The sequence below is a fragment of the Aquamicrobium aerolatum DSM 21857 genome, from assembly GCF_900113935.1.
Taxonomy (GTDB): Bacteria; Pseudomonadota; Alphaproteobacteria; order Rhizobiales; family Rhizobiaceae; genus Aerobium; species Aerobium aerolatum.
Genome location: NZ_FORF01000012.1, coordinates 1 through 23,901 on the forward strand (window position 1 = coordinate 1; position 23,901 = coordinate 23,901).

Sequence of the window (23,901 nt, forward strand, 5' to 3'; positions counted from 1 at the left end):
TCGCGATTGATGCGAGGCTTCTTGCCGCGAACCCAGCCGAACATGCAGGGCTCATGCGCCCATAGCATCACCGAGCGGGTCAGCACCGGGCGGGACTTGGCCCAGATGATCTGCTGGTGATGCAGGACGTCAAACTTGTCCCAGACATTTTCCAGCATGCGTTGCCTGCGTGAAGCGTGCCAGCAATACCAAGCGACGTTCTCCTCGATGGCATGGTCGATCGCCACCCGGCAGAAGGCTTCGTAAAACTCAGGGCCCTGACTGGAATCATCCCAGTGCGGCTGCTCGATGTAGTCTTCCGACCAATCCTTGTTGGCAATTTTCTTCGCCCGCTTTGAGGCGTTCTTCTTGGTCGGATGGTTGGTGCCGTCATAATCGACGAGATAGGGCGGATCGGTCGCGAACAATGCCGCCCGCTCGCCATTCATCAGGCGGGTCACATCATCCGGGTCTGTGCTGTCACCGCAGAGCAAGCGATGATCGCCGAGCAGCCACAGATCGCCGCGTCGGGTGACCGGCGTTGCCGGCACTTCCGGAATGGCGTCATCCTCGGTCAGCCCGTCCTGTTCGTTGCTGCTGCCGTAAAGCAGGTCCTGCAATTCGTCGTCATCAAAGCCGGTCAGGCCGAGATCAAAGCCTGCCTCCTGTAGATCGGAGAGTTCCAACCCCAGCAGATCCTCGTCCCAGCCAGCATTCATGGCGATGCGGTTGTCGGCCAGCACCAGCGCCCGGCGCTGCGTCTCCGACAGGCCCGTCAGCACGATGGCCGGCACTGTCTCCATGCCGAGCTTGCGCGCAGCCAGCACCCTTCCGTGGCCGGCGATCAACGTACCGTCCTCGGCAATCAGCACCGGATTGGTAAAACCGAATGCGCGGATCGAGCCGGCGATCTCGGCGATCTGCGCGTCAGAATGCGTGCGCGCATTGCGGGCGTACGGCACCAGCGCATCGAGCGGCCGGTATTCGACGGCAAGCTGGCGATCGCCGTGAATGGCGTCGATGGTGGCAGGATCAGCCATTTGCATTTTTCGTATCCAACAAAATCAACATCTTGGTCGCGTACCCCCCCCCCATCGCCATTTTGGCCACGGATGAGTTCTTGGTGGCGCGCGGTCATGTCATTGAAATCGTTAGAGATTTAGACTCCCCCGGGGGCTATGAGCAGCGTTTCGTATTGCCGAAACCGCCATCCTTTGCTGCCGTCTTCCGGCCGTGGCAGGAAGCACACAGCGCCTGCCAGCGACTGCGGTCCCAAAACACCGTCTCGTCACCGCCATGCGGATCGATGTGATCGACGACGTTCGCCGGGCGTATCAGATCATGTCGCTGGCACTCCACGCACAGCGGATGCTGGTGCAGGAATGCAGCGCGTTCGGTGCGCCAGCGCTTCGAGCGATAGAGCGCGCGGGCTTCTGGATTGCGTCGCCGTGCATAGTCCTGGTCACGCTCACGTTTCTCACGCCGTCCAACAGGACGGTGGATCGGTGGACAAACGGCCATGATGCTGATCTCAATGATAGAAATGATGGTGCTGGAAACGAAAAACGCCTGCGAGGATTACTGCCGTCGCGGCGCGCTACTCTCGCAAGCATAGCCAGAATATACCCCAAATCAGCAGGTTTTGTCTTGCTGCGGTATGTCCGGCGGACATTCTTCGCACGACTACGATCGATGCAGTGTCAACCCAAATGGAGATATTGCCGTCATTTCGGGTCAAACCAAAAGCAGTTGTCTGCAAGATGCATTTAGTGGGAATTTTGGGTTACCTGGTTACAAAACCACAAAAATTCAGACCGAATCGAAGGCAGATGACACTCTCTCCACTTGCAAGACGGATCACCTACGTCGTCGTTTTTGAAATATTCGCGATAGCTTTTGCAACCATGCTTCTTGCGACCCTCAGCGGAGGCGAGGCGCAGGGCTCGCTGCCGGTTGCTGTTGCAAGCTCCGTTGCTGCGGTTGTCTGGAACTTTATTTACAACACGCTCTTTGAGAGGTGGGAGCGAATCCGCAGAATTCAGACCCGTTCCCTTGGCTTGCGTGCAGTCCATGCCGCTGGTTTCGAATTCGGCCTGATTGCCATACTGATCCCGCTATTCATGTTCTGGTACCAGGTGGGACCGTTCGATGCACTTGTGATGCAAGTGGCACTATTGATATTTTTCCTGGTCTTCACCTTCGTGTTCACGTTGATATTTGATTACGTAGTGCCGATTAAACGGGAGGGTTGAACCGCACCCCATCGCTTGCATCTTAAAGCAGCGCTGTAGCCGAAAAGTCCTTCATTCGTTCGATCACATAACGCCGTGACCGCTTCCTCGGCATCGGCTGCCGGTTGAGATTCATGGCGATGATGCACAACCCGAAGAGCCAGCGCTCATTGGCTGCGGAGCGCTGCAAGCCGACCTTCCAACAGATTGCTTTCCATGGTGCGTTGTGGGCGCGCAGCCAGACAATCCCGCCATCGATTGGATCCAAGCCGATTGTCCATGTCAGCGTTTCTTCCATGCGTGAAATCACAGCAGGCGATGGTGGTGGCAACGACGTTTGTCGTGGCGCTTGGCCCACGAGGTCGCCGAACTCATAGCTGTGACGAGGCCACGTATTAAAATATCCCTGTCGCCGTGGCGCAGGCAATCGCTGCAGCACGGCAGCAGCTTCAGCGAGGCGCTCCTCGACCAGCCTGGGTGTCCAGATCAGGTCGCTGCCATCGCGGCTGCGGGGTCGGTCAAAACGGCAGTTCATCGCCATGCTCCCACCAGTAATTGTCGGCAGTGATCGTGCGTGTCGGCACAACCTTGGCGCCGGGCCATTCCTCCTTGATCGCCATCACCGTCGGCATGGCCTCGATCAGGCGGGCGATCTCGGACAGCATGTAGACTTTCATGGCGCGGTCCTGCGGATCGACAGCGGCAGCACTATCCTCGTCCTGGACGATCGCCGCCACCGTGCCATCGGAAAGTGCAACCTCCCAGACGGCAGGATGGATCGGCTCCGCACCCAGCCTGTCTGCTTCTTGATCCAGAAACTGCCAAGCTGTCACCATACGCTCTATCTCGTGGAGCGCATCCTGGTTGCGTCCCTCGCGCAGCGCCATCGAGACCTTGCGGTGTTGTGAATAGAACCGTTTTGCCAGATCATCTGGCACCAGTGCTGGCAGACGGCACGCACCCCATTTGCGTTCCATATCGCGCGCCAGCGCATCGAGCTTGTGCAACGCTGCCATCATGTCGACGACAATCTCGGATTTGGGCTTGGTCGCCAGCCTCGCATTGTTGAAATCATAGGCCATGAACAAACTCCTTCTCGCGTGACCCCTTTGAAGGCCGCGGAGCCGAAGCGCAGCGGCCTTCTTTAGAAGAGGTCAGACTTCCGTAAACCTCCGTAAATGAAATCAATGGCTTAGCACCTCCTTCTCCGTAACTTCCGTAGTGACTTCCGGATAATGATTTCAATGGCTTAGCTGGCATAGTTCCGTAACCTCCGTGCAACCTCCGTAACTCTCAATCGAGCCATTCGAGCACCTTCAGGCCGCGCTTCTTGGTGTCGGAATCACACATCTCGACGGCGACGATGGCGTTGTCGATCCAGCTGATCAGCAGGGTCTCGATGACCTTGCCAGGCAGATCGAATTGCTGGCCGAGCGCCCGTGGCGCATATCGCCCGGACGCTTTTGACTGGGGTGCCATCGAGAACGGATGTTTCGCCTTCCAGGCCTCGTCGACTGCTTTCAGGATGGCCTTGCAGGTTGTACGTGGTGGCAGAAAATCATCCGTTTGCGCCTGCTTCTCCATGGGCAGCACGACGCATGTGGTGACGGTGTCACCGTCATCGTCGACACCGAGCGCGACTGGATCAAGCTTGAAGGCAAACTCCTCGCCCCCCGGCAGGTCACGCTGCTTGGTCACTTTGGCGAGACGCGTTTCCATCTCGTCGACTGAGACCTCGATTTCGGTATCGGTCGCAGCCCTGAGCGATGAATGACCACGTGCGCCCTTGGCCGCATCCTTGCCGGTATGGTGGACGATCATGATATGGGCGCCGGTGGCATGACGGATGCGATCGATATTCTTGATGAACGCTGTCATGTCGACCGGACCGTTTTCGTCGCCACCGGCGATAACGCGCGACAGCGTGTCGATCACTATCAATTTAAGGGGCGCGCGTTTTTCAACTTCCTCGGCAAGCTTGATGACACGCTCGGTGTCGGCATCCGGATTGAGAAGATCCAGACCAGCACGGCGCAGCGCAAAGGGTACGTCCACGACGCCGCTGGTCTTTCTGAGGCCGACAATACGGTTTGCAATGCCATTGCCACCCTCGGCAGCAAGATAAAGGACCGACCCGCCTGCAACGCGCTGAGCACGCCAGGAATGATCGATCGCAACATGGTAGGCGATATCAAGGGCAAAGAAGGTCTTGCCAGAATTTGATGGGCCGTAGACGACCGACATGGCACCGAGATCAAGGACGTCCTTGACGATATAGGGCGTGCTTATGACCGGACTGATATCGTCGAACCATTCCAGTTCGGCCGAGAGGTCGACTGAAGGTGATGTTTGTTCCCATATGACCCTGTGGGATCCAGTTGGCTTTTCCTTCGCCGCCGCTGCAACCTTGGTGTCCCACTGCCGCATGGCGTAAGCCCACTTTTCCCGGAAAGCAGAAAGGCCGCGCCCTTCGTTCTCGAGCGTGTTTCCAGCCTCCCGCGGACGCACCTTGCGCTCATAGACTGCATAAACCTCAAGCAGCTTCTGCTCGACTTCGGGACTGGTTGGCGGTATCGGGCATTCGCGATACCAGTCGACGATTGCTGCCCAGACCATGTCGCGCATATAGGCATCGCGGCCATCAACGATGTGCCCCCAGGCATCAGTGATCTGGTGTGGTGATGCCTGGGGATCCGCCGCCGTCGTCTCGGCGCGTGGAGGTGATGATGATGACAATGCCGATGGCTGGGCTGGCGCAGCCGCCAGTGGCAGCGCCTCCGTTGCCCCGACCTTGTCCAGCAGCCACGCAGGCGCTTCGGCCAGCTCCGTGTCGAAGGGCGAGAAGGTCCAGAGATATTGCTTGCCGTTCTGATGGCGCGACGGCGGGGCTATGACAAACCCGCCTTCAGCCCGCACATCGATGCCGGCGATCGTCTCCTGCGCATTCCTGATGGAAAGATGCGCGGGATAACGAAAATAGATGTGCTGGCCACCGCCGCCGGTGCGGGCGCGCCACGTTTCAGGATCGCAGCCAAGTTCGTTGTCGGCAACCCAATGATTCCAAGTCGCGGAACCGGAGACACTGCCCTTTTCATCAAGGTCGACGACCAGCAGCTTCCAGCCATCGCCGAGTGAGGCAGCACCGGTCAGGAACCCCATGCGGTAATTGGCGCGATGTTCACCGTCGTCGCCATACCAGCGATCATGAACGGTCTGCGGAATGCCAGTCTGGAACTCACGCCATTTGCCGACCGGGATCTTTTCCCGGCCAGCAGCAGGGATCACCGCAAGGCTCAGCGCCCGATAGCTGTCGGCCCATTGGCAGGCGCTTGCAAAATCATCTGGCAATTCTACGGTCATCTACGCGCCCCATGTCCAAGCTCATTGTTTCGTGGTGGTGCCGGGGATCGGAAGGTGGCCGCCTCCCGATCCCCTCGACGCTCATCCGAAGTCCGGAACCGGGGCGCGGGCGCCGGACGCAGGCGGCGTCATCTGGGTTGAGCCGGTCGCAGCCGGACGGCTCGTGCCGGAAGACACAGGGGTGGATGCCGGCATTGCTGCACGCGGCTTGGGCGATGCCTTGTGCTCGTCCAATTCTGCGGGGCGATCCTTCCAGTCGAGAATCTCGAACACCGGCACGGCGCGATTGCCATGCTTGGTCTTTTCCTTGATGAACTCGCTCAAGCGCACCACCGGAACCTTGCCTTGCTGCCATTCAGGGGCGGCAATGCTCGTCTCATAGATGCGCTCCAGCGCGCCGACCACGCCGATTGCCGTTGAGCAAATCTCGTGGCAGCCAAGACCGCCCGGCAGATAGACCACCACCTGCACACCCTGCTTGTGCTTTTCGGAAGGGCGGTCAGGCAATGGATCGCCAATCGCGACCAGACGCTTGTCGGGGCCACGATCGGTAAATTCAACCCAGCCCACCTGGAGCGTGGACCAATCCATCAGGCAAACGAGGTCATCGACCACTTCGAGGCCGCGTTCGCTGCCATCCCATGTCGATCGCTCGACGCCGCCGTCCTTGCCGTTGATGCGGATGGAGGGGAGGAAATCCTTGCTGCTTCCAATGCTTAATCCAAAACCAGTAGTCATGTTGTCAGTCTTTCTGCGCTCTGCGCTTTGTGCCGGCATCTGGCCGCCTGCTGGCCCATCCCGTGATCGGGGATTTCAGACGCCGAACACCTCGAACGCGTGTTGACGCGCACGTGGGTCGGCGAGATAAAAACTGTCAGTGTCGACGGTGATCAGGCTCGCCAGCTCGTGTGGATCGGTGGAGATGGCGAGGAAGTTTTGCAGCGAATGCGCCATGCGAGTCAGCGCCGCGACATGGGCTGATGCGTTCTCGAGCTGATAAAGTGCTGACTTTTTCGAGGTGACGTAGGCAACACCGCCGCTCATGTTCGATCCGGCGCCGATATAGCTGGCGACCTGCCTTGCATGGGATGTCCGGATTGTTAACGGCAGGGCGTGGCTGGTTTTCAGATCGATGATCAGCCCGTGTGCGTCATATTCGGCATCCGTGAAGCCGAGCACCGGGACGGCAATGCCATCCATGCGCCATTCCTTGCGCACCTGTGTACGATCGGGTTTGCCCCATGGTCCGAGCAGTTCGATCCCGCGCTCGACCATGCCAGCGAGGCTGTCACGCTCCTTGTCCCGGCGCGGATCAGACGAAAGCGCGGTCCGCTCGGTGAAAACAGCATTGGCGGTGTCGATCGCCTCTTTGAGCGAGGCACCCATCAGGCCAGCGATGACACCAGCTTCGACGGCGGTACCACGATGGGCAGCAGCCCCAACTGGAGCGCGATGGCCGAGCAGACGCTCCATCACATAAATGCCTGGAGCTGCAGCCCACAAATTAAGCTGGCTGACCGAGATGTGGTCGAGGCCGTGAGGCGCAAAGGGGTTGCTCATATCGTCCTCCCGTCGTCACCATCAGCGATGACGGTGGATCCTGGAGGCATGCGATCTGCTGACGCCTCGCCGACGATGCCGGAATGCTGAAGAAACCAGAGGCCGATCAGGGCTGCTTCTGCCCGGTTGTGATCTCGCTTGCGAGCAAAGCGATGTGACTGATCCGGCCAGGTCTGAATGGCAAGAGCCCGGATATCTTCGGCTTGCTTGGCCTTGGCGCCGATGTCGCGCTTCCAGATCGCAGGGCGGATAAAACTTGTCGGGATCTTGAGTGCCGCAAGGGCGCCTTCAAAGCTGCCTGAGGCACGACCGAAGCGGAATGTCGAGGTTAGGCCCTGTTTCGGCATTGCCGCGACATCCTCGACAACCGCATGGCTGATCCGAAACTGGCCCAGAATGTCGGCGAAGGTGATCAGGTTCAGACGCTTGTTGGCGCCTTCACCGATCACCGGGATTTCGGTTGCCAGCAGCAGACGACGCTGACAATCCAGAATGGCAATGCCGTTGTTGAGGCCCGGGTCGATGGCAAGAATAGCCATGATCAGCGCTCCGACCTGGCATTGATTGCAGCATCGACTGCACAACCAGACCCGATCCCACCAGCCTCGCGAGCCAGATTATAGAGGCGGCGCAGGGCAAACAGGCGATCGCCAGCGGCGTTGTAAGCCTGTTCGGCCTTGACGATGGCGAAGGCCACCTCATCGAGGGTCGCCACCTCTAACGGGCGCACTGAACTTGCCAGCTGGTCCGGAGCGAGGACGCAGATCGAGCTTGGCAAACCATCAAGACCGTAATGGCGTTTGCGCAAATTGTTCAGCTTGGAGGTGGCAAACATCGAAGGCTCCTTTCAGGACCGGGACTGGCGAAGCGAAATATTGGGATTGGCGAGGCCGCCAGTTTCGTCATGCTGGGCAAGGACGCTGAGCAAGCTTGCGTGCATCTTTTTCGGGCGCGCACGGGCAATCGCCAGATAGGCGAACCGATCAGTGGCAAGGCGGCGCTGCACGAGATGGACGAGGCTGTGTTCAAAAGCCCACCAGGCACGGCGGCCAACACGAACCAGTTCCTTGCGCTCATGCTCAAGGAGATCGCTACTGGCGCGCACGGTGTCGATTGCGAGGAACCCGCTATGGTACTGAATGGTAGTGCCGGGTGCTGACTGGCCGATCCAGGCGCAGAACTGCGCCTCGGTTAGCAGCAGCTGGGCGGCGGTGAATTTATGGGAGATCTTGTTCATATTGATTAGTACTCACCGAGCTTCAAAACCGTCTCACGCAGGCTCCACGCCATGGGCGAGAAGCGTCAGGCGGATATCTTTCAGGCGGCGGTACAGGGTGGCGCGGGCGCCATGGCCAGAAGCGGCAAGTTGATCGATGCTCGAGCCGACAAGGGCTACGCAAAGATGCTGATCATCGGGCTGAAGCTGCGCTAACCCGACATCGAGGCTGGTGTTGGTAATGGCCTGATCCTCGACATCAAAAGACTGGCCAAACAGCGCGCCCAATCCCTGTTCTTGCGAAAACAGATCGCCGACGACCGCGTTGTCATCACCGGCAAGCGGGGTATCCAGCGACAGAGGTGTTCGGCCATAAAGCTGGCGCTCGCGCCACACGGCGCGATCGATGCGGGTGGAACGGTGGCTGGCGACCAGCTGAGCGTAAGCCTCAAGCGGGCTGCGAGTGTGGTCGAAGGTGGGAATCCTTGCGATCAGGTCGAGCAACAGCTCCTGGCGCAGATCATCAAGATCCTGCATAGGCAGGCCGAGCCGATGGCGTGTGCGACGTGCAACGCGGTCAGCAACATGCTGGAGGGTAGAAAGATCAGCGGGAGAGATTGGGCAGCGCATCGGTAGGACCTCGATTCATCGTTTTTGATGAGCCGAAGGTCGTCGATTATGACTGGAGAAGCCTCTTTGGAACCTTCCCCGAAGCTTCCAGAAACCTGCCAGTGGGGAGGAGGAGGATTAGACGATACTGATATTTTCTTGCTGGATATCGAGCCTATATCCGATGCGGCGTTTGGAGATAATGAGCTTTCTCCCATGCTCGCGTGGCATGCCAGCTGCCGACGTCAGAGCACTGCGGAGATTGCTGATAACCTTTTCCAGCTGCTCAGAAGCAACTTCCTCTTTGCCTTTGGCTTTAGGCAAGCAATGGTGAAGCAAGTCGCGATTGACAAAGCCGGCCTCATTGGCTGCCTCGTTGCTTAGGGCGACGAGAACGCTGAATTCACGCGAAGTCAAGCTAACGTCAGCACCATGAAAACATACTCGATGACCACCGGTGTCGATAAAAAGCTCCGGCTCGTCGATCGACAAGCCCTCGGGTGTGCGCAGCAGATGCAGAACAAGTGGTTCTGCAGCGCTCTCATCGAGATGTGCATCAATTGACAAGATCTCGATCTGGGTTGCCCGCAGCAAGCGGATCACATTGCCGGGCAAATTGCGTTCAGTTGGCGTCAGAATAACAATTGCGCCTTCATCGGCATGTCCCCGGATCGTATAGGCAAGATCGAGCGCATTCTTCGGGCGTAGCGCGCGCACCATAAAATATTGACGCCGCCTGCTACCGCTGCCGACCGCCCCGATCCGCATGGCAAAGGGGCCAAGCACTTCCACAGGTGGTCCTTCGATCCCATTAGCCTTACGGATTTGCCGGCAAACGGCAGTCATATTGATTTCGAACTGGCGTAGATCATCTGGGGTGAGCGCATCAGCATTGCCTGTTCCATCTGCACAAAATCCCCAGACGCGGCCGCCGATGGTTTCGAACATGATGCCATCGGCGTCCGACAATTGCGCCTCTTCAGTCAGCAATCCGAGATTCAGGAAACGCAGAAAAACGGCCGCGTCTGCAGTCTTCTGATCATTTCCATCCAGGCGACCGATCGGGTGGCGGTCACTCCGCTGCAATAGCAGCCGTGTCAGCTTGACGAGGGAGGCGGATGCCATTGCGTGTCAAAAGCTCCATGATTGCGTCTTCCAGTGTGCGGTCCGAGATCGTGGCGGTGTGCGGCGGGTTGATCCTCACGGTGACCGGGAAATTGTCTTCGTTGATGACGAATTGGAACACCAGCCTCATCGAAACGACTTGAACCTCGGACAGGTTGAGATCCGGTGCTATCTCGTGCAGTTGCGCTATCGCATCATGGTTGTCTTTGCAGGTTAAAGTCCAAGGTGAGTAATGCCGGCGGCCATTGAGTACATATTCGCCGTCGTCGACCACAATTTGCTGAACCTTGACGTCCTGGACACGCTCGTCCCAATCGTAACGGAAGCGAAAGTCCGCACCTTGATCCCGAACCGGCTGCAATGTGTAAAGCTGCTCATTCTCCCGCTTTTTGAAGAAATCGGCGTCGCCTAGCATATGCTCTGCAAATAGCGCGGCGAGCTGGCGCTGGTCACCGAGTGTCTTCGCCATAATACCTGCCCAGCCGGACAGCGCATGCTGTCTTCGGCAATTTCGCGCCAGGCTCGAGTTTGCTCCTCCCCATCTTCCTCGACATTCGCCATGGTGGCATTGTTGCCGTGAGCCACCATAATGCGAACTTCCTCGCCTTCATCATACCAGCTGACCCGACAATAACGCCCTTGGTAGCGCTCCGAAAAATAGGCGGAAGCCGCGTTCTGGAACGCCTCACGTGCTTCTGAACTATCATGGCGGGAAGGAGTACCAGCCGTGCCATGGAATTCCAGAATCTTGCTGCCAAAGAAAAAGGCGGCAACCTTGCGGGTTTGATCGAATATTTCCTGGTGGTCGAGGAAAGCTCTGAGCGCGATGTGCCGCGGCGTAAGATGGCGGCCATCATTTTCGTCTTTCAGTTCCTCGTCAGGTATCAACTTGATCCCGGCCGCCTCGGCGCGTTCGTGGAGAAGCCGCGCTCCTGTTGGGTTGGAAAGCATCATGATGCGATGAAGTGCATCGAGTAATTTCTTGGGGAATGTTTCATCGGCCCCACGGAATATTTCGTAGATCTCCTCCCGTCGTTCACGGTCCTCCTCAGGCAAGTCAGCCCATTTAAGCTTCTCGGCAGCATCGAATTTGTCGATCAGTCGCTTCAGAAGTTCAAGATCAACCGTTTTGACGAATTCTCGGCTGACGAATTTCTTGATGCTCTTCTTCATGGTGCACCCTATTTTATTTTGTTCCCATTATGTTCTTTATCAAAACCTCAACAACGAGTCGAATCGGTGAGACGGTTTGACGTGGTGCTGAGTACTTGACTGGGGATAACCGTTGAGGGTGGGTCCCCATGAATATTCCAAATCCATTGCCACCAGAGCGCATGAAATCCACCGAACGTCATGCCGAACTGTGCCAGCTGCTTGCACGCGGCATCATTCGACTGCGTCAGCGCGAAGGTGCTCATCCTGTTGAAGATAATGGAGAAAGTTGCCTTCACTTCACGCCCGACCGATGCCGTCATGCAACTCCAACTCACCGGAGAATTTGATGACGACGCATGATCCTATTCCCGCGCGCCTGGTGGCGCTGAAGACGGCCACAACGCCGGAACTGAAGAAGCAGTGGCGCGATCTGTTCGACAGCGAACCGCCCGCTTTTAATCGGCGCTATCTCGAAAGCAGGCTGGCCTATCGGATTCAGGAGTTGGCCTATGGCGGGCTGAAACCCTCGACAATCGAGCGGCTTGAAGCTTTGGGTGAACAGCTTGATGGCGGCAACTTGATGGTACGTCGCAACCGTGCTGACGACCGACCGATTGTCGGTACCCGCTTGATCCGCGAATGGCAGGGTGTCGAGCACACCGTTACTGTGCTGGCCGATGGTTTTGAATGGCAGGGACGCCCTTACAAAAGCCTGTCCTCGGTCGCCCGCGCCATCACCGGCACGCGCTGGAATGGCTGGATTTTCTTCGGCCTGAAAAACCACAGGAGCCGGACATGACGAAACCTGCCATTCGCAAGCTTCGCTGCGCCATCTACACCAGAAAATCCTCCGAGGAAGGGCTGGAGCAGGAGTTCAACAGCCTCGATGCGCAGCGCGAGGCCTGCGAAGCCTATATTGCCAGCCAGCGCTCCGAGGGCTGGGTACTGGTGCGTGATCAGTACGATGACGGTGGTATTTCCGGCGGCACGCTGGAACGCCCGGCACTGAAACAGCTGCTGGCCGATATCGAGGATGGACTGGTCGACGTGGTGGTCGTTTATAAGATCGACCGCCTGTCGCGCTCCTTGATGGATTTTTCCAAGCTGGTCGAGGTGTTTGACAGAAATGGCGTCACCTTCGTCTCCGTCACCCAGTCGTTCAACACCACCACCTTGATGGGCAGGCTGACGCTGAACATCTTGCTGTCCTTTGCCCAGTTTGAACGCGAGGTCACGGCCGAGCGCATTCGTGATAAGTTTGCCGCCAGTCGCAAGAAAGGCATGTGGATGGGCGGTGTTGTTCCGCTGGGTTATCGGGTGGAAAGCCGCAAGCTGGTAATCGAGGAAACCGAGGCTGCCACGGTGCGCATGATCTTCGAGCGGTTTGTAAGCATTGGCTCGGCAACGGTTTTGGCAAAAGCTCTGGCTGCCGAGAATGTTCGCACCCGCCGGGGCAAACTGGTCGACAAGGGTGTTCTCTACAAGCTCCTGAACAACCGGGTCTATATCGGTGAGGCCGTGCACAAGGGCAAAAGTTATCCCGGTGAGCACAAACCGATCATCGATCGTGCTCTTTGGGACAAGGTTCGTGCCATTCTTCAGACCAGCCCACGCAAACGCGCCAGCAACACGCGGGCGCAGACGCCGGCCCTATTGAAAGGTCTGATTTTTGGTCCTGACGGCGCTGCATTCTCGCCGACCCACACAAAGAAGGGCGACAAGCTTTATCGCTATTATGTCAGCCAATCGGTGCTGAAACGCGGGGCCGATGCCTGTCCGATCGCTCGTGTGCCGGCCGCAGAGGTGGAGAACGCCGTCATTGATCAACTGCGTGGACTTCTACGAGCACCGGAAATTATCATCGGCACATGGCGTGCGGCTCGGTCGGAAATTGAAGACCTGCCAGAGGCCGAGGTTCGCGATGCGCTGGAGCGGCTCGATCCGATCTGGGACGAACTGTTTCCAGCGGAGCAGGCCCGCATTGTTCAGCTTCTGGTCGAGCGGGTTGATCTTGCCACTGACGGCCTTTCCATCCGCCTGTGCACGCTAGGGTTGGCCGGCCTTGTTGCGGATCTTGGCACCATAGGGTCGGATCGGAAAAACTCTGACAACAGGAAGGCAGCATGAGTATAACAGCTTCCGTCACCAGTGATCACGACACCATCACCGTGCATGTGCCGCTCACGTTCAACAAGCGCGGTGGGCGCAAGCAGATCGTCCTGCCCGATGGCACATCGTCATGGGCGCTGCCACGTGCTCGTGTCGACAACACCATGGTGAAAGCCATCGCCCGTGGCTTCCGCTGGCGCAAGCTGCTGGAAACCGGCGTTCACACCACAGTTGAGGACATTGCCCGAGCCGAGAAAATCAGCTCCTCCTATGTCAGCCGCGTCCTACGCCTGACCCTGCTGGCGCCTTCAATCGTCGAGGCGATCCTCGATGGCAGACAGGGGCGGGATATCACGCTGGCGACGCTGATGAAGCCATTTCCACTGGAGTGGGAGAGGCAGTCGGCATCGCTTTGTATGCTGTAATTCCGGACGTTCTCAGCCAAACAGGTTTGGGACGTGCCCACCGTGACGGTATCTGCTGCTGGCATGTTGCGATCTTTACAGCCCTGTATCGCGTTGCCTAGATTACCAGCTGGTAGAGGGGCGATATGAACCATACAAATACGGCCAATGCTGATTCGAGCATTTTTGACAGTCTCACCGAACTGATCCTGAACTTGGCTCCCGATGACGGTTCCTCCATCGGTAACGGGGCCATGCTGGCTCTGCTGCGAGAGCACATACCCGACCTTACCGAGGACGACTATATCACTGCGCGCGATGCACTGATCGATGAGGATGTGCTCGGGCGTGGCAAGGGACGAGGCGGGTCGATTTTTCGCGTTACCGACGATCTGGGCGATGAGGATGGCGACCTGGACGAGGATGAGGGCGACGAGGACGATGGGTTCGAACTGACCCATACCGAAGAGGCCGCGCCGCGAATGCCCCGGACCAAAGCCGGGAAGAAGGTCGCGCGCAGGCCGGACGGGCCGGTGCAGGTGCTGTCCTACCGCCACGGAGAGACGCGGGTGAACAACCCCGAGGTCGGGATGGTGCATGCCGGCACCGATCCGGATGGGGACAAGACGGTCTGGGCCTACGACCCGCATCTCGACCCGGTGCTGAATTTCGACTCTGCGCGGGCGGGGATCGAACGGCTCATCGACGAGGCGCTGGCCAGCGGTGATCTCGAAAAGATGCGCGACGCGCTTCAGGAACTGAAGCGGCTGCAGGCACCCTATCTCAACTGGACGGGCAAGGCGGAGCGGACGAGCGTCGCGGTCGATACCGTCTCGCTGCATGTCCACGAACGGGTGGACCCGGCGACGATCCTTGCCAATGCGGCGAAGCGGCTGACAGGGAAGGATGCCGCGACGCAATGGCGGCAGCCGGACCTGTTCGCAGCGCCGTTCGAGAACCTGCCGCTGCGCCAGGCGCTGGATTTCTACCACCACGAAAAGGGCTGGTCGAACCGACTGGTGGCGGGCGACAGCCTCTTGGTGATGAACTCGCTCCTGACCAAGGAGAGCATGGGCGGCAAGGTGCAGATGATCTACATCGACCCGCCCTACGGCATCAAATACGGGTCGAACTTCCAGCCCTTCACGAACAAGCGCGACGTCAAGGACCGCTCGGACGACGACCTGACCCAGGAACCCGAGATGATCAAGGCGTTCCGGGACACCTGGGAACTCGGCATCCACTCCTACCTCACCTATCTGCGTGACCGGCTGATGCTGGCGCGGGAATTGCTGACCGAGAGCGGATCGGTGTTCGTGCAGATCTCGGATGAGAACCTGCATTACATCCGCTCAATGATGGAAGAAATTTTCGGTATGGATCGCTTCGTTGCGATTGTGCCATTTCGGAAGAAGCTGATGCCCTTGGGGGCAAAGACGCTTGAACAAATGTCCGATTTCTTGATCTGGTTTTGCAAAGACCCGTCAAAAATCAAGTATCGTCATATTTACCGAGAAACCTTGCCCGATGCAAAAGGCCGCTGGACTGGGACGGTTGATGACAGGGGGAACTTACGACGGCTCACAAAAGAGCAGCGTCAAGAGCTTAGAGATGGCATTGCTCCAAAGAACATCTTCGGCACGATCTCACAATGGGCACCATCGTTTTCTGAAGAAGGTGTATTCTCATTTGAACTTCATGGCGAAACCTACAAGCCGACGGGTGGGCAGTGCTGGGTTGCCTCGCCCGAAAAGATGGACCGCCTGCGATTTGCAAATCGGCTGTTCGTCGAAGGAGATTTCCCGCGGTTCGTCAGTCCGCATACTGACTACCCCTACGCAAAAATCACCAGTCCTTGGCATGACACTGCCCCAGCGTCAGGCAAAACTTACGTTGTGCAGACCAATGAAAACGTAATCGAGCGGTGCATGGTCATGTGCACCGACCCCGGCGATCTGGTGCTCGATCCCACCTGCGGCTCCGGCACCACAGCCTTCGTCGCCGAGAAATGGGGGCGGCGCTGGATCACCTGCGACACCTCTCGCGTGGCGATCACGCTGGCCAAGCAGCGGCTGATGACCGCCAGCTTCGACTACTACGCGCTGCGCTATCCGCACGAGGGGCTGGGGGGCGGATTCGACTATGAAACCGTCCCGCACATCACGCTGAAAAGCATCGCCAACAACCCCGACATCGACACGATCTATGACGAGGACCACCCGAAGATCGCAGCGGCGCTGGAGGGCCTCAACGCAGCACTGAGCGCCGCCCCGCCGAAGCCGCTCAAGCCCACGCAGGGCGTGCGCAAGGGCAAGCCGGTGGACTTCGCCAAGGGCGACACCCTGCACGAATGGGAGGTGCCCTTCGACTGGCCGGACGATTGGCCCGAGGCCGCGCGCGCGCCTTTCGACACCTTCCACGCCGCCCGTCAGGCGATGCAGCGCCGCATGGATCAAAGCATCAGCGACCATGCCGAGCAGGAGACGCTTTACGACAAGCCCCGCATCGACAAATCCAAGCTGCGCATCTGCGGGCCCTTTTCGGTCGAGGCGGTGCCCGCGCCGACCGTCCTGTCGCTGGACGAAAGCATCCCGCCGCAAGAGGCCGACGAGACCGTCGCCCGCTCCGGCGAGACATCTCGCCAGGCGCTCTGGCGCGACGAACTCCTGAAAACCGGCGTGCGCGGCAAGGGCGGCGCGATGCTGCGCTTCGCCGAGTTCGAGACGCTGCCGGGGCTGAAGCACATCCACGCCAGCGGATCGCTGACTGATTCGGGCGAGCGTGTCGTCGTCAGCTTCGGCCCCGAGCACGCGGCGCTGGAGCAGAGGCAGGTGGAACTGGCGCTGACCGAGGCCGAGACCCTGCGCCCGTCGCCGAAATTCATCCTGTTCTGCGCCTTCACCTTCGACCCGGAGGCCGCGAAGGACATCGACGAGGTGAACTGGCCCGGCGTCACGCTGCTGAAGGCGCAGATGAACACCGACCTTCTGACCGAGGATCTGAAGAAGGGCCGCAGCTCGAACCAGTCCTTCTGGCTGATGGGCCAGCCCGATGTGGACCTGCGCAAGCGCAAGGACGGGCTGTGGGAGGTTCAGGTCAACGGCTTCGACTATTTCGATCCGCGCAAGGGCGATCTGGTCTCGGGCGGCACCAGGCAGATCGCGATGTGGTCGCTGGACGTGGACTATGACAACCGATCCCTGATGCCGCATCAGGTGTTCTTCCCCATGGCGGATGCCAAGGGCGGCTGGAACCGCCTGCGCAAGACCGTGCGGGCCGAACTGGACGAGGACCTGCTGGAGCAGTTCCACGGCACCGTCTCGCTGCCCTTCGAGGCGGGAGAGAACCGCCGGATCGCGGTCAAGATCGTCGATGATCGCGGGATCGAGTCGCTCAAGATCATGTCGCTGGAGGGATAAGCCCATGTCCCTCATCATCAATTCTCCCTTCGTCTGCCCGGCGCAGCATTGGGTCGAGGCCAAGGGCGGCAATCTGGAGATCAAGCCAGAACGGCGGCCTGCGAGCTATGAGGTTTTCGACGCGCGCAACAACACTAAGCGCACCGAGGTGCTTGATCTGGTGAACACGATCCGCACCCGCGTGGATCAGTGGCGCGACGACGGTTGGCCCGGCGTGACCATCGTTACCCGCAAGCTGCTGGAGCACTGGCACGACCGTGAGGCGCGGCAGCATCCATTCTATTTCTGCCAGCTCGAGGCCATCGAGACGCTGATATGGTGGGTCGAAGGCGCCGAGGCCTACAAGCAGGGCATCGCGATCCCCGGCGATGGCGGTGTGTGGGAAAGGCTCTGCAACAAGATGGCGACGGGCGCGGGCAAGACCACGGTGATGGCGATGATCATCACCTGGCAGGTGCTGAATGCGCTGACCTATCCGAAGCGGAACAAGGATTTCAGCCGCGCCGTGTTCATCGTGGCACCGGGGCTGACCGTGAAGGAACGGCTGCAGGTGCTGCTGCCCAGCGAGGGCAGCTACTATGACGAGTTCAACCTTTGCCCGTCCGAGGCCCTGCGCCAGAAGCTGAACCAGGCTGAGGTGCTGATCGAGAACTGGCACACGCTGATGCCGCTGAAGGAAGCGGAGCGATCCGTGGTGAAGAAGGGGCGCGAGTCCGACGAGGCCTTCACGCGGCGCGTGCTGGGCAAGCTGGCGGCGCACAAGGATATCATCGTCATCAACGACGAGGCGCACCACGCCTATCGCAAACCGCCCGAGGTGAAGATCAGCAAGAAGCATGCCGAGGAGCATGGCATCGACCTCGACGAGGCGACGCGCTGGATCGAAGGCCTCGACCGCATCCACAAAACCCGGCGCATCCAGCGCTGCTTCGACCTGTCGGCCACGCCTTTCGCGCCGACTGGCAAGAAGAGCACCGATACGGCGCTGTTCGACTGGATCATCTCGGATTTCGGCCTGAACGACGCGATCGAGGCCGGGCTGGTGAAGACACCGCGCGTGGTCGTCCGCGACGATGCGGTTCCGGATGCGAAGACGCTGCGTTCAAAGCTCTACCACATCTACCGCGACCCGACCGTTTCCGAAGACCTGAACCGCAAGGCCGAAGCGCACGAGGCGCTGCCAAAGCTGGTCCAGGACGCGTATACGTTGCTCGGTGCCGACTGGCGGGAAACCCGGGCGCAATGGCAGGAGGCCGGGCATCATTCTCCGCCGGTCATGCTGACGGTCTGCAACCGCACCGAAACCGCAGCCCGCATCGAGACCTATTTCAACAAGGGCGATGCGCACTGGCCCGAATTGCACGCACCGACCCGAACGCTCCGGGTCGATTCCAAGGTGCTGGGGAAGGCTGAGATCGGCGAGACCGCGACCTCCGACAAGGATTACGAGGCGCGGCTGAAGGCAATCATCGACGCTGCGACCATCCCCGAGACCCGCCGCCAACAGTTCCGCGCCCTGAAGAAGGAAGAACTGCTGCGCGAAATCGTGGACAATGTCGGGAAGCGGGGAGCGGCCGGACAAGACCTGCAGAACGTCATATCGGTCGCGATGCTGTCGGAGGGATGGGACGCCAAGAACGTCACGCACATCATGGGTCTCCGCGCCTTCACATCCCAGCTACTCTGCGAACAGGTCGTCGGGCGAGGATTGCGTAGGGTGTCCTACGACACTGACGAGAATGGCCTGTTCCTGCCCGAATACGTCAACGTCTTCGGTGTGCCGCTTTCCATTTCGGAAACAGGCGAAGGCGGGGAGGCTCCGCCGCCTCCCAAGCCGACCACGCAGATCGAAGTCGTGCCCGAGCGGGCCCATCTGGAACTTCGCTGGCCGAACGTGCTGCGGGTTGAAACGGTCGTGAGACCGCAACTTGCCATGGACTGGGGCAAGGTAGCGCCGCTTGTGCTCGACCCTGCCAGCACGCCAATCAGCGCGGAATTGGCTCCGGCGCTCGGCGGCGCGACGGACATGGGCAAGGTGACCGCCATCGACCTCGAGAAGCTGCCAGACGGCTTCCGTCTGCAACGCCTCGTCTTTCAGGCTACCCGGAAGGCATTTGCCGAACTCAGCCACGGTTTTTCGGGCACCCACGAATATCTGGCGGCGCAGCTCGTCAGGATCGTCGAGGCGTTCCTCAACTCCGATCGTCTCGATATCCCGTCGTTGTTTCACTCCGACCCGCTTCGGCGGCGGATTCTGATCGCGCTCAACATCGATCTGGTAGTCCAGCATGTGCTGAGCAACGTGACGGAGCAGAACACGGAACGCCTGACGCCCGTTTTCGACGAGGAAAACCCGATCGGTGCAACCGGGTTGATGCGCACCTGGTACACGGCCAAGCCGTGCTTCCCAACCATCAAGTCGCACATCAGCCACCTCGTTGGCGACTCATCGTGGGAGGGTCACGCGGCAAATGTCTTCGAGGGGCGGGGTGATGTCGTTGCCTATGCGAAGAACGATCATCTGGGCTTCCAGATTCAGTATATGTGGGCTGGTTCACGCCGTCGGTATGTTCCCGATTTCCTCGTCCGGCTCTCTGGCGGCAAGACGCTCGCCCTCGAAATAAAGGGGGTAGACAGCCCTCAAAACAGGGCCAAGCGGGACGCGCTGAACGAATGGGTCAGCGCGATCAACGGCACTGGAGGATTCGGGCAGTGGGCCTGGGATGTAGCGTTCAGGCCGAGCGACCTGCAGGATATTGTAACGAAGCACGCGAACGTCGCCATGGCAGAACCGGCATGATGACGTCATACCGCCGCCGTGCGAGCGAGGTTTGATTCTGCCTTCTCCAGATGTGTCGCAGGGCCTCGGTAGCCGGAAAGTTCGACCCGAGTTCTTTCTCCCACCGCTGTCCACCACAAAAGTACGGACAAAGCGAGCAAAATAACTATGCATTTACAGTAACTTATGATTCCGCACCAAATCCGCGCAGTCAGGAGGTTTGGAGAATGTTGGCGGAGAGAGAACGAAATCAGCGATTCGGGCAGGTAGCTCAGTCAACAGCTTTGGCCCGATAACCCGCAGTTCCGCGCTATTCCAGTCGCAGAATACGAATCAGAGAATGATTACAATAGGTTGAGTGGCGGAGGGAGTGGGATTCGAACCCACGGAGACATCACTGCCTCGCCGGTTTTCAAGACCGGTGCCTTAAACCGCTCGGCCATCCCTCCGACCTTGTGTTGCGAGCAAATCGACTGGATGTTTGATCCTGATTTTTGCTGCGAACGCGATTTACGTGTGAGCCTTTACAGTGCCGGGGTTCGATGCGTCAACAAGTAACGCGGATTGCTGGCAGTTGATCTGTGAAGAGCGCCGATGACATCGAGCCACCGAAGGCAATCGCGGGCTGTCCATTCTTGCTGAAGCGATTTTCTGGCGTGTTCTAGGATGCGCCGGGCGTTCGTCGCTCATCACGCCGGAGCAAACAGCTCCCAAATTGCGGATGCCCAAATCGAAATAGCGATGACCGACATGATCAGAACTGCTGCAGACCCGCAATCCTTCGCGACCTTGATTTCCGGCCGAAAGTCGCGACTGACCGCGTTGCAGACCTGCTCGATGGCCGTGTTGATGATTTCGACTAACATGATCGCGAGCACTGAACCGACAAGAGCAACAAACCAGATCAGGCTCTTGGCAAGGTAGCAGGCGAGGGGGATGGAGACTATCAGCAGCGTCGCTTCAAGCCGGAATGCTTGTTCATGGCGCAGCGTATAGCCTATGCCAGCGCATGAATGCCGGGTGGCGTTTAGAAGTCGCTGAAATGTGCCGGTCATAAAATTCAAGGCCATCCCCTGATGAAACGGCGCGGCCATTGGCCCTGAAAAGTTACCGCATGCTGTCAAATTCATGCAGATTTGGACATTTCGTGCAGATTGACCGTCTCTAGTGCCCAGTCGCTTATCTGTCTACCGCACACGAGCCAAGGGCACCAATACTCCCAACGACAGGAGGAAAATTGTCGTGTCTGCGCCTTGGTGCGAACACGATTTAACAAGGTCGAATCGCAGGCTGCCATCAATCTGCCCGGATACGGCCACATTCAGTTAACATACCGATAAGGAATTCATGTGCAGTTATAGCATTCTGCTCAGGGTGATAATTTTGCCTGGGTGAAAAAGCGTTGCCAGCCGCAGCGCGCCGAAACTGCAAATTTGTTGCGTACGCGGGCTTGGACCGGGGACTTGAGACGTATGAGTTCTAAGACAGCTGTGTCACTGGGGCGGGGCGCTTCCGTTCTCGCTTTTGTCCTTTCTGCCGCCACGTTGTCTGCGTGTTCGCCAGTCTCGAATGTCGGAACCAAGCCGACCAGAAGCAAAGAGTACTTTGCTGAATCGGAATATGGCGTGAAAGCAAGCCCGCGGGTCAGCAATGCTCGCTCCGGCCTGCCTCGCGGCGGTGGTCGCGATCAGGTGGGCAAACCCTACAAGGTTCGCGGCAAGTGGTATCACCCGAAGGAAGATCCTTCCTATCGCAATTCCGGTCTCGCCTCGTGGTATGGTGATGCGTTTCATGGTCGCTTGACGGCCAACGGCGAAATTTACGATATGACGCACCTGACGGCCGCGCATCCGACGATGCCGCTGCCAAGTTATGCGCGTGTCACGAACCGCGCCAATGGTGCATCTGTGATTGTGCGGGTGAACGACCGTGGACCTTTCGCGGAAGGGCGGGTGATCGATCTGTCGCGCAAGGCTGCGGAGCTTCTCGATTATACGAGCAACGGACTGGCCAAAGTCGACGTTGAGTATGTTGGAAGAGCACCGCTTCACGGGCAGGATGACCGCTATCTTCTTGCCTCTTACAAGCCAGCTGGAAAAGCTCCGGACCCATCAGACGGGATGGCTTCGGGTGTAATGATAGCGATGAACGGGCCGACACCGACCCCTTCGCTGGCGGCAGCGCGTATTTTTCCGGGTCAGAGTGGTGCTGGCCCGCTTGGTTCGACCAGCCACGATGTGGTTCTGCCTGAATTCGGCCCGATCGCCCCACAGCGGCCAGGTGTCAGTCTCGCCAGCCTGGAGACGGATGGCGCATCGTCCATCACTGCGCTGGGCTACGCGGACGATCGGGTAAATCGGGCGGCACAAATTGTGTCTGATTTTGCCGAGGGTAGCAGGGATTCGTCCCGTCTGATCGAGGCGCTGAATCAGCGCTATGCGGCTACTGCTTCCACCGCGCGCACGTCGCCTGAATATGTCGCCGTCGGTACATATCCAGATCAGCTCTCGGCAGAGACCATGGCCCGCGCGCTCACCTCGGTTGGGCAGGTTGTGATCGAGACGGATCCGAACAGCTCTGGCTTTTCACTGCGTCTGAACCCGAATGGCCGGGCCGAGGTCGACGAAATGCTCCGGACCGCATGGGCTGCTGGTGCTACGGACGCCATGACGGTACGCGACTGACCTCTTGATCGATGAAGGGAGCAGTTGCTACTTTCAATCTCGGCTTTGACCGGCGGTTGGCAAGGGGCATGGATGTACTTTCTTTCTTCAATCCTCAGGGTTGGATCATCGTTTGCGCTGGGCCTGGCCATCTTGTCGGCGGCCAGCGCGCAGTCTTTCGACACTAGTGCGAAACAGGCATTTGTTGTCGATCAGCAGACTGGCACGCTGCTTTTCACCAAGGATGCTGACAAGCTGTTTCCGCCAGCTTCATTGGCGAAGATGATGACCATGGAAGTGGTTTTTCATGCCATCAAGTCAGGCAAGCTTTCTTTCGACGATGAATTTCGCGTGTCGGAAAACGCCTGGAGAACGGGCGGCGCTCCGTCGCGCACGTCAACAATGTTCGCGGAATTGGGCTCCTCCATTCGCCTGGAAGACCTCATACAAGGCGTGATCGTCCAATCGGCAAACGATGGGTGTATCATCATCGCCGAGGGGATGGCGGGCTCGGAAGAGGGCTTTGTTCAGTTGATGAACGAACGCGCTCGCGAGATCGGGCTATCCCGCTCGGTATTCAGGAATTCCACCGGCCTGCCAGCAGAAGGCCAGTTCGTGACGGCGCGCGAACTGGTGCAGCTGGCCAATCATTTGTGGCGGGAATATCCAGAGTTCTACAAATTTTATTCCCAGCGTGAATTCACCTGGAACAAGATTCTTCAGCGCAACCGCAATCCACTTCTGGCGATGGATATCGGCGCCGATGGCCTCAAGACCGGTTTTACCGAAGAATCCGGCTACGCCATTGTCGGCAGTGCAGAGCGCGACGGACGACGTGTCTTTCTCGCACTGAGCGGCATGGAAAGTGATCGCCAGCGAGCTGACGAAGCACGCAAGGTTCTGGATTGGAGCATGCGGGCTTTTGAAAGACAGGAGATATTCGCCGCTGGAGAGATCGTCGGTGAAGCCAAAACTTACGGGGGCGAGAAGGGGTCGGTTGGACTTCGCGCTCAAGGTCCGGTCGGCGTCCTGATCCCCTCGGCCAATCGCGACCGCCTTATCGCGCGGATCGTTTATGATGGCCCTGTCCTGGCTCCTGTCGAGGAGGGCGCGCCGATAGGAAAATTACGTGTCTGGGTTGGGGAAACGCTGACGCAGGAGACCCCTCTATTTGCGGCAGAAAGCGTCGGTGTAGGTACGATTCATCAACGGGCGCTGGATGCGGTCGAAGAGCTGGCTATAGGCTGGCTGCGCTAGGAGCGTCACCCGAATGTGAGAGCGTGTCTCGGAAG

General features: G+C 58.8%; 24 protein-coding genes and 1 tRNA gene. 8 read left to right on the forward strand and 17 right to left on the reverse strand.

Annotation, left to right across the window (positions count from 1 at the left end):
- Nucleotides 1-1,019 (reverse strand): ParB N-terminal domain-containing protein (locus BMZ42_RS11030; protein WP_139207909.1); only part of this gene is annotated, 1,019 nt, incomplete at its 3' end.
- A gap of 136 nt (nt 1,020-1,155) precedes the next feature.
- Nucleotides 1,156-1,500: an HNH endonuclease gene (locus tag BMZ42_RS11035; RefSeq protein ID WP_091522225.1), complete on the reverse strand. Its 345-nt coding sequence runs from the start codon at nt 1,498-1,500 to the stop codon at nt 1,156-1,158.
- Nucleotides 1,501-1,808: 308 nt separating this feature from the next.
- On the opposite strand from BMZ42_RS11035, the gene BMZ42_RS11040 reads away from it, so the two are divergent.
- Complete coding sequence (locus tag BMZ42_RS11040) at nt 1,809-2,231, forward strand: PACE efflux transporter (protein ID WP_091522227.1); 423 nt, start codon at nt 1,809-1,811, stop codon at nt 2,229-2,231.
- A gap of 22 nt (nt 2,232-2,253) precedes the next feature.
- On the opposite strand, the gene BMZ42_RS11045 is transcribed toward BMZ42_RS11040, so the two are convergent.
- From BMZ42_RS11045 to BMZ42_RS18015, 13 genes are all read right to left on the reverse strand, one after another.
- Complete coding sequence (locus BMZ42_RS11045) at nt 2,254-2,745, reverse strand: DUF6362 family protein (protein ID WP_091522230.1); 492 nt, start codon at nt 2,743-2,745, stop codon at nt 2,254-2,256.
- Nucleotides 2,729-3,292, reverse strand: a complete 564-nt coding sequence (locus BMZ42_RS11050) for a hypothetical protein (RefSeq protein WP_091522233.1) — start codon at nt 3,290-3,292, stop codon at nt 2,729-2,731. The genes BMZ42_RS11045 and BMZ42_RS11050 overlap by 17 nt, the downstream gene beginning before the upstream one ends.
- A gap of 211 nt (nt 3,293-3,503) precedes the next feature.
- A complete protein-coding gene (locus BMZ42_RS11055) occupies nt 3,504-5,570 on the reverse strand; it encodes an AAA family ATPase (protein WP_091522236.1) in 2,067 nt (688 codons plus the stop codon).
- A gap of 81 nt (nt 5,571-5,651) precedes the next feature.
- The gene (locus BMZ42_RS11060) at nt 5,652-6,308 is read right to left on the reverse strand and encodes a hypothetical protein (protein ID WP_139207910.1); all 657 of its coding nucleotides are present in this window, start codon (nt 6,306-6,308) and stop codon (nt 5,652-5,654) included.
- Nucleotides 6,309-6,383: 75 nt separating this feature from the next.
- Entirely contained in the window at nt 6,384-7,130 is a 747-nt protein-coding gene (locus tag BMZ42_RS11065) for a PD-(D/E)XK nuclease family protein (RefSeq protein WP_091522241.1), read from the reverse strand.
- On the reverse strand, nt 7,127-7,669 hold the full coding sequence (locus BMZ42_RS11070; RefSeq protein ID WP_091522243.1) for a RuvC family protein: 543 nt from the start codon (nt 7,667-7,669) through the stop codon (nt 7,127-7,129). Before BMZ42_RS11070 ends, BMZ42_RS11065 begins: the two co-directional genes overlap by 4 nt.
- Before the next feature lie 2 nt (nt 7,670-7,671).
- Nucleotides 7,672-7,965, reverse strand: coding sequence for a hypothetical protein (locus tag BMZ42_RS11075; protein ID WP_091522246.1), 294 nt, complete (start codon nt 7,963-7,965; stop codon nt 7,672-7,674).
- A gap of 12 nt (nt 7,966-7,977) precedes the next feature.
- The gene (locus BMZ42_RS11080) at nt 7,978-8,367 is read right to left on the reverse strand and encodes a hypothetical protein (RefSeq protein WP_175556700.1); all 390 of its coding nucleotides are present in this window, start codon (nt 8,365-8,367) and stop codon (nt 7,978-7,980) included.
- A 33-nt stretch (nt 8,368-8,400) separates the two neighbouring features.
- Nucleotides 8,401-8,976, reverse strand: a complete 576-nt coding sequence (locus tag BMZ42_RS11085; RefSeq protein ID WP_091522248.1) for a sigma factor — start codon at nt 8,974-8,976, stop codon at nt 8,401-8,403.
- A 117-nt stretch (nt 8,977-9,093) separates the two neighbouring features.
- Complete coding sequence (locus BMZ42_RS11090) at nt 9,094-10,080, reverse strand: helix-turn-helix domain-containing protein (RefSeq protein ID WP_091522251.1); 987 nt, start codon at nt 10,078-10,080, stop codon at nt 9,094-9,096.
- On the reverse strand, nt 10,028-10,549 hold the full coding sequence (locus BMZ42_RS11095) for a hypothetical protein (RefSeq protein ID WP_139207912.1): 522 nt from the start codon (nt 10,547-10,549) through the stop codon (nt 10,028-10,030). Before BMZ42_RS11095 ends, BMZ42_RS11090 begins: the two co-directional genes overlap by 53 nt.
- Nucleotides 10,489-11,253, reverse strand: a complete 765-nt coding sequence (locus BMZ42_RS11100) for a hypothetical protein (RefSeq protein ID WP_091522255.1) — start codon at nt 11,251-11,253, stop codon at nt 10,489-10,491. Before BMZ42_RS11100 ends, BMZ42_RS11095 begins: the two co-directional genes overlap by 61 nt.
- 47 nt (nt 11,254-11,300) lie before the next feature.
- The gene (locus BMZ42_RS18015; protein ID WP_175556701.1) at nt 11,301-11,555 is read right to left on the reverse strand and encodes a hypothetical protein; all 255 of its coding nucleotides are present in this window, start codon (nt 11,553-11,555) and stop codon (nt 11,301-11,303) included.
- 26 nt (nt 11,556-11,581) lie between these two features.
- Between BMZ42_RS18015 and BMZ42_RS11110 the strand changes: the two genes are divergently transcribed.
- From BMZ42_RS11110 to BMZ42_RS11130, 5 genes are all read left to right on the forward strand, one after another.
- Nucleotides 11,582-12,034, forward strand: coding sequence for a DUF2924 domain-containing protein (locus tag BMZ42_RS11110; protein WP_091522261.1), 453 nt, complete (start codon nt 11,582-11,584; stop codon nt 12,032-12,034).
- Nucleotides 12,031-13,362 carry a recombinase family protein gene (locus BMZ42_RS11115; RefSeq protein ID WP_091522262.1) on the forward strand — a complete coding sequence of 444 codons (1,332 nt, stop codon included), beginning with the start codon at nt 12,031-12,033 and terminating at the stop codon, nt 13,360-13,362. The genes BMZ42_RS11110 and BMZ42_RS11115 overlap by 4 nt, the downstream gene beginning before the upstream one ends.
- On the forward strand, nt 13,359-13,769 hold the full coding sequence (locus BMZ42_RS11120) for a hypothetical protein (RefSeq protein WP_091522265.1): 411 nt from the start codon (nt 13,359-13,361) through the stop codon (nt 13,767-13,769). The genes BMZ42_RS11115 and BMZ42_RS11120 overlap by 4 nt, the downstream gene beginning before the upstream one ends.
- A gap of 317 nt (nt 13,770-14,086) precedes the next feature.
- Nucleotides 14,087-17,167 carry a site-specific DNA-methyltransferase gene (locus BMZ42_RS11125; RefSeq protein WP_244523235.1) on the forward strand — a complete coding sequence of 1,027 codons (3,081 nt, stop codon included), beginning with the start codon at nt 14,087-14,089 and terminating at the stop codon, nt 17,165-17,167.
- A gap of 4 nt (nt 17,168-17,171) precedes the next feature.
- Nucleotides 17,172-19,967 carry a BPTD_3080 family restriction endonuclease gene (locus BMZ42_RS11130; protein WP_091522269.1) on the forward strand — a complete coding sequence of 932 codons (2,796 nt, stop codon included), beginning with the start codon at nt 17,172-17,174 and terminating at the stop codon, nt 19,965-19,967.
- 338 nt (nt 19,968-20,305) lie between these two features.
- Here the strand turns inward: BMZ42_RS11130 and BMZ42_RS11135 are convergent.
- A tRNA-Ser gene (locus BMZ42_RS11135) sits at nt 20,306-20,395 on the reverse strand.
- A 240-nt stretch (nt 20,396-20,635) separates the two neighbouring features.
- Nucleotides 20,636-21,076 carry a diacylglycerol kinase gene (locus BMZ42_RS11140; protein WP_244523236.1) on the reverse strand — a complete coding sequence of 147 codons (441 nt, stop codon included), beginning with the start codon at nt 21,074-21,076 and terminating at the stop codon, nt 20,636-20,638.
- A 495-nt stretch (nt 21,077-21,571) separates the two neighbouring features.
- Between BMZ42_RS11140 and BMZ42_RS11145 the strand changes: the two genes are divergently transcribed.
- Nucleotides 21,572-22,630 carry a septal ring lytic transglycosylase RlpA family protein gene (locus BMZ42_RS11145; RefSeq protein WP_342028951.1) on the forward strand — a complete coding sequence of 353 codons (1,059 nt, stop codon included), beginning with the start codon at nt 21,572-21,574 and terminating at the stop codon, nt 22,628-22,630.
- Between the two features lie 72 nt (nt 22,631-22,702).
- The gene (locus tag BMZ42_RS11150) at nt 22,703-23,866 is read left to right on the forward strand and encodes a D-alanyl-D-alanine carboxypeptidase family protein (protein WP_091522273.1); all 1,164 of its coding nucleotides are present in this window, start codon (nt 22,703-22,705) and stop codon (nt 23,864-23,866) included.
- Nucleotides 23,867-23,901 lie beyond the last annotated feature (35 nt).

Bases quoted from the DNA above. Each gene is read 5' to 3' on its own strand.
- BMZ42_RS11085 (WP_091522248.1), bottom strand. From the start codon at position 8,976: ATGCGCTGCCCAATCTCTCCCGCTGATCTTTCTACCCTCCAGCATGTT.
- BMZ42_RS11095 (WP_139207912.1), bottom strand. From the start codon at position 10,549: ATGGCGAAGACACTCGGTGACCAGCGCCAGCTCGCCGCGCTATTTGCA.
- BMZ42_RS11075 (WP_091522246.1), bottom strand. From the start codon at position 7,965: ATGTTTGCCACCTCCAAGCTGAACAATTTGCGCAAACGCCATTACGGT.
- BMZ42_RS11055 (WP_091522236.1), bottom strand. From the start codon at position 5,570: ATGACCGTAGAATTGCCAGATGATTTTGCAAGCGCCTGCCAATGGGCC.
- BMZ42_RS11035 (WP_091522225.1), bottom strand. From the start codon at position 1,500: ATGGCCGTTTGTCCACCGATCCACCGTCCTGTTGGACGGCGTGAGAAA.
- BMZ42_RS11070 (WP_091522243.1), bottom strand. From the start codon at position 7,669: ATGGCTATTCTTGCCATCGACCCGGGCCTCAACAACGGCATTGCCATT.
- BMZ42_RS11050 (WP_091522233.1), bottom strand. From the start codon at position 3,292: ATGGCCTATGATTTCAACAATGCGAGGCTGGCGACCAAGCCCAAATCC.
- BMZ42_RS18015 (WP_175556701.1), bottom strand. From the start codon at position 11,555: ATGACGGCATCGGTCGGGCGTGAAGTGAAGGCAACTTTCTCCATTATC.
- BMZ42_RS11045 (WP_091522230.1), bottom strand. From the start codon at position 2,745: ATGAACTGCCGTTTTGACCGACCCCGCAGCCGCGATGGCAGCGACCTG.
- BMZ42_RS11150 (WP_091522273.1), top strand. From the start codon at position 22,703: ATGTACTTTCTTTCTTCAATCCTCAGGGTTGGATCATCGTTTGCGCTG.
- BMZ42_RS11120 (WP_091522265.1), top strand. From the start codon at position 13,359: ATGAGTATAACAGCTTCCGTCACCAGTGATCACGACACCATCACCGTG.
- BMZ42_RS11080 (WP_175556700.1), bottom strand. From the start codon at position 8,367: ATGAACAAGATCTCCCATAAATTCACCGCCGCCCAGCTGCTGCTAACC.
- BMZ42_RS11040 (WP_091522227.1), top strand. From the start codon at position 1,809: ATGACACTCTCTCCACTTGCAAGACGGATCACCTACGTCGTCGTTTTT.
- BMZ42_RS11110 (WP_091522261.1), top strand. From the start codon at position 11,582: ATGACGACGCATGATCCTATTCCCGCGCGCCTGGTGGCGCTGAAGACG.
- BMZ42_RS11115 (WP_091522262.1), top strand. From the start codon at position 12,031: ATGACGAAACCTGCCATTCGCAAGCTTCGCTGCGCCATCTACACCAGA.
- BMZ42_RS11060 (WP_139207910.1), bottom strand. From the start codon at position 6,308: ATGACTACTGGTTTTGGATTAAGCATTGGAAGCAGCAAGGATTTCCTC.
- BMZ42_RS11130 (WP_091522269.1), top strand. From the start codon at position 17,172: ATGTCCCTCATCATCAATTCTCCCTTCGTCTGCCCGGCGCAGCATTGG.
- BMZ42_RS11090 (WP_091522251.1), bottom strand. From the start codon at position 10,080: ATGGCATCCGCCTCCCTCGTCAAGCTGACACGGCTGCTATTGCAGCGG.
- BMZ42_RS11140 (WP_244523236.1), bottom strand. From the start codon at position 21,076: ATGAATTTGACAGCATGCGGTAACTTTTCAGGGCCAATGGCCGCGCCG.
- BMZ42_RS11065 (WP_091522241.1), bottom strand. From the start codon at position 7,130: ATGAGCAACCCCTTTGCGCCTCACGGCCTCGACCACATCTCGGTCAGC.
- BMZ42_RS11100 (WP_091522255.1), bottom strand. From the start codon at position 11,253: ATGAAGAAGAGCATCAAGAAATTCGTCAGCCGAGAATTCGTCAAAACG.